This window comes from Kitasatospora sp. NPDC057512 (genome assembly GCF_042802135.1).
Taxonomy (GTDB): Bacteria; Actinomycetota; Actinomycetes; order Streptomycetales; family Streptomycetaceae; genus Kitasatospora.
Genome location: NZ_JBHVET010000735.1, coordinates 1 through 4172, shown reverse-complemented (window position 1 = coordinate 4172; position 4172 = coordinate 1). Strand labels below are relative to the sequence as shown.

At 73.4% G+C, this 4172-nt stretch carries 3 protein-coding genes; 2 read left to right on the top strand and 1 reads right to left on the bottom strand.

Annotated features, from left to right (window positions below):
- Positions 1-88 precede the first annotated feature (88 nt).
- Positions 89-967 carry a DMT family transporter gene (locus tag ACFU6K_RS32840; protein ID WP_380669275.1) on the bottom strand — a complete coding sequence of 293 codons (879 nt, stop codon included), beginning with the start codon at positions 965-967 and terminating at the stop codon, positions 89-91.
- A 278-nt stretch (positions 968-1245) separates the two neighbouring features.
- On the opposite strand from ACFU6K_RS32840, the gene ACFU6K_RS32835 reads away from it, so the two are divergent.
- Both ACFU6K_RS32835 and ACFU6K_RS32830 read left to right on the top strand, forming a co-directional pair.
- Entirely contained in the window at positions 1246-2166 is a 921-nt protein-coding gene (locus ACFU6K_RS32835) for a serine/threonine dehydratase (RefSeq protein WP_380669273.1), read from the top strand.
- 268 nt (positions 2167-2434) lie between these two features.
- Positions 2435-4096, top strand: a complete 1662-nt coding sequence (locus ACFU6K_RS32830) for an APC family permease (protein WP_380669271.1) — start codon at positions 2435-2437, stop codon at positions 4094-4096.
- Positions 4097-4172 lie beyond the last annotated feature (76 nt).

Genomic DNA, 4172 nt, shown 5'->3' with positions numbered 1-4172 from the left:
GCAGTGAGCTGTTCATGCGGACCACGACAGCACGCCGCCGGGCCCCCGGCGACCACAGGACGCCCGCCCGGGTGGCCGTCGTCCCCTGCTACTCCCGCGCCAGCGCCCCGATGGCCGCGAGCAGCAGTGCCGAGCCCACCAGCAGGCCCGCCGTCAGCGGCTCGCCGAGGCAGAGCACGCCGATCACCGCCGCGGTCGCGGGCTCCAGCAGGACCAGCACCGCGGCCGTCGTGCTGGGCACGGTGGTCAGGCCGGTGAAGTACCAGCGGTAGGCGAACAGGGTGGGCACGGTGCCGAGGAAGAGCAGTGCCACCGCGGTCACCAGCGGGTCCCCGTCCACCGGCAGGACGTCCTGGCCGCCCTGGACGGCGACGAGCGGAAGCAGGCAGAGCAGGCCGGTGGTGAAGGCGCCGGTGCCGGCCCGGGCCGAGCCGCCGCCCCGGGCCCAGAGGGTGAGGCCGCTCTGGCCGGCGCCCGCGAGGACGGCCAGCGCGACGCCGAGGGCCGGGCGCGGGCCCGCCGCCGGGGCGGCCACCAGCAGGGCGAGGCCGGCCAGGGCCAGGGCGGCCGCGGCCGCCGTTCGACGGGTCAGGCGTTCGCCGAGCAGCAGGTGGGCGCCGAGGCTGGTGAACACCGGGCCGGCGCCGATGGTGATCAGGGTGCCCAGCCCGAGGCCCGCGTACCGCACCGAGCCGAAGTAGGCGCACTGGCTGACCGCCAGACCGAGCCCGGTCAGCGCGGCGGCGCGCCACCCGGCGGCGCCCCGCTCGCCGCGCGGCGAGCGGCCCGACAGCAGGGCCAGGCAGAGCGCGGCGACGCCGAAGCGCCAGCAGGAGACGCCCGCCGGGCCGAGCCCGCTGGTGCGCATCAGCAGTGCGGAGACGGCCCCGCCCACGCCCCAGGCGACGGCGGCGGCGGAGATGGACAGGAGGCCGCGCCGGAAGGGCACGGCGGTGTACGAGGTCATGCGTCGGTGCTCCACGATGAGTTGCCGGTTCAGGTCCGCTGGGTACGCGGGCGGCAGTCATCGCCCCGGCTGCGGGCAGGTCCCGTCGGGCCGGAGGAGGTGGAGTGGGCCGCCCGCTAGCGGGTCGGCGGGGCGAGGGTCACGAAACGCACGGGGCCAGCCTACGCGCGGTCCGGTCCCGGTGTTCGTGATCTTTCCTCCGCCCACGCACGGGACGTACGGTCGTCCTGGCCGGGACTCCCGGTGGCACGCCCCCCTCGACGAAGGAGCGGAACACGATGGACCAGCTGACGTACGACGAGGTCGAGGCCGCCGGGAAGCGGATCGCCGGGCGGGTGCGCCCGGTGGCGGTGGCACCGGGGGACGACGGCGGACGGACCTGGCTGGCCCTGGAGTTCCTCCAGCACACCGGCAGCTTCAAGGCGCGCGGCGCGCAGAACTTCCTGCTCGCGCACGCCGAGGCGGGCACTCTCCCGGACGCCGGGGTGACCATCGCCTCGGGCGGCAACGCCGGGCTCGCCTGCGCCTGGGCGGCCCGCGAACTCGGCGTCCGGGCAACGGTGTTCCTGCCCGAGACGGCCTCCCCGGTGAAGCTGGCGCGGCTGCGCTCGTACGGCGCCGAGGTGCGGCTGGTGGGCCGGGAGTACGCGGAGGCGCTGGCCGCCTGCGAGGAGTTCGCGGCCGGAAGCGGGGCGCTGTCCTCGCACGCGTACGACCATCCGCTGATCGCCGCCGGCGCCGGGACGGTCCTGTCGGAGCTGCGCGCCGGGGTGCCCGGGCTGGACACGGTGGTGGTGTCGGTCGGCGGCGGCGGGCTGTTCGCCGGGGTGGCGGTGGCGGCCCGGGAGCACGGCATCCGGGTGCTCGCCGTGGAGCCGACGGGCAGCCGCGCGCTGAACGCCGCCCTGGCGGCGGGCCGCCCGGTGGACGTCCCGGTGGACTCCGTCGCCCAGGACGCGCTCGGGGCCCGCCGCGCCACCGCCCTCGCCGTGGACGCCGCCGCGCACGAGGGCGTCCGTTCGGTGCTGGTCGACGACGAGGCCATCGTGCGCGCCCGCCGGCAGCTCTGGGAGGACCGCCGGATCGCCGTCGAGTACGCGGCCGCCACCGCGCTCGCCGCCGTCGACCGGGCCGAGGGCGAGCGCGTCGCCGTCCTGCTCTGCGGCGCCAACACCGACCCGTCCGATCTGGTGGACTAGCACCGCTCCGCTATACGGAGCCCACTATTCCCTTCATCGGGAATTGCCTCTATCATGCGACCCCACACGGCGCGGCCCGAATGCCGGGCGGATCGATCGAATACGTAATATGCCGGACGCCATAACGCCCCCTACCTGCAAGGACGTCCAGAAAAGAATGTAAACATTCAGTAATGAAATCTGTGCAGAGGGGGCTGAAAAGTCCTAGTGTGTGGCAACTCTCATCGCTCCGCCCACCCCGGAGCCCCCACACACAGAGAGATCGTTCATGGCTTCCCTCAACCAGATCTCGCCGCCCGACCAGGGCACCGGTTCCGAAACCGGCACCGCCCAGCGGTCACTGCGCCGCCACGTCGGCCTCGTCGGCCTCATGTGGGCCTCGGTCGGCTCGATCATCGGCTCCGGCTGGCTGTTCGGCGCGAAGGAGGGCGTCGTGGCGGCCGGCCCGGCCGCCGTCGTCTCCTGGGGCATCGGCACGGTCGCGATCGTGCTGCTCGCGCTCGTGCACGCCGAGCTCGGCAGCATGTTCCCGGTCTCGGGCGGTACCGCGCGGTACCCGCACTACGCCTTCGGCGGCCTCGCCGGGATGTCCTTCGGCTGGTTCTCCTGGCTCCAGGCGGCCACCGTCGCGCCGATCGAGGTCGAGGCGATGATCGGCTACGCCCGGCACTGGCCCTGGGCGGGCGGCCTGCTCAACGACAACAACACCCTCACCGCCAGCGGCTTCGCCGTCGCCACCGTGCTCATGGCGGTGTTCGTCGCGGTGAACTTCCTGGGGGTGCGCGTCCTGGCCCGCACCAACAACGTCGCCACCTGGCTGAAGATCTTCGTCCCGCTGTTCACGATCTTCGTGCTCGCCGTGACCAACTTCCACGGCTCCAACTTCACCTCGCACGGCTTCGCCCCGTTCGGCGCCCAGGGCGTGCTCGCGGCGATCAGCACCAGCGGCATCATCTTCGCCCTGCTCGGCTTCGAGCAGGCCATCCAGCTGGCCGGCGAGAGCCGCAACCCCAAGCGCGACATCCCGCGCGCCGTCCTCGGCTCGGTCGCCATCGGCGCCGTGGTCTACACCCTGCTCCAGGTCGTCTTCATCGGCGCGCTGCCGGTCAGCGCCTTCGCCAACGGCTGGGACAAGCTCGACTTCCCCGGCATCGACGGCCCCTTCGCGGGCCTCGCCACCACCGTCGGCCTCGGCTGGCTGGCCTGGGTGCTGTACGCCGACGCCGTGATCTCCCCCGGCGGCAGCGGGCTGATCTACACCACCTCGACCTCGCGCATCTCCTACGGCCTGAGCCGCAACGGCTACGCCCCGCAGCGGTTCGAGGAGCTGGACAAGAACGGCGTGCCGTGGTTCGGCCTGGTCATCGCCTTCGTCACCGGCGTGATCTGCTTCCTGCCGTTCCCGAGCTGGCAGGAGCTGGTCGGCTTCATCACCTCCGCCAGCGTGCTGATGTACGCCGGCGCCCCGCTGGCCTTCGGCGCGATGCGCCGGCGCCTGCCCGACCGCGAGCGCCCCTACCGGCTGCCGGCGGGCGGCGTGATCTCCCCGGCCGCGTTCGTGGTCTCCAGCCTGATCATCTACTGGTCCGGCTGGCACACCCTCTCCCGCCTGGGCATCGCGATCGTGCTCGGCTACGTCCTGCTCGGCAGCTACGCCGCCTACGCGATCAGGAAGGGCCTGCCGAACGCGCCGCGGCTGAGCTGGAAGGCCGCCCAGTGGCTGCCGCCCTACCTGGTCGGCCTCGGCCTGATCTCCTGGCTGGGCGGCTTCGGCGACGGCATCGGCTGGATCCCGCTGTGGACCGACATGGCCCTGGTGTCGGTGTTCTCCGTGGGCATCTACTACTGGGCGATCCGGGTGGCGCTGCCGGCCGAGGAGATCGAGCAGGAGGTCGCCGACGTCGAGGTGGTCGACGAGGGCGGCCACTGACCGCCGACGACCGACAGGAAGGGCCCGCCGGCCGTGCGACCGGCGGGCCCTTCCGCGTCCGTCAGAGGCTCAGCAC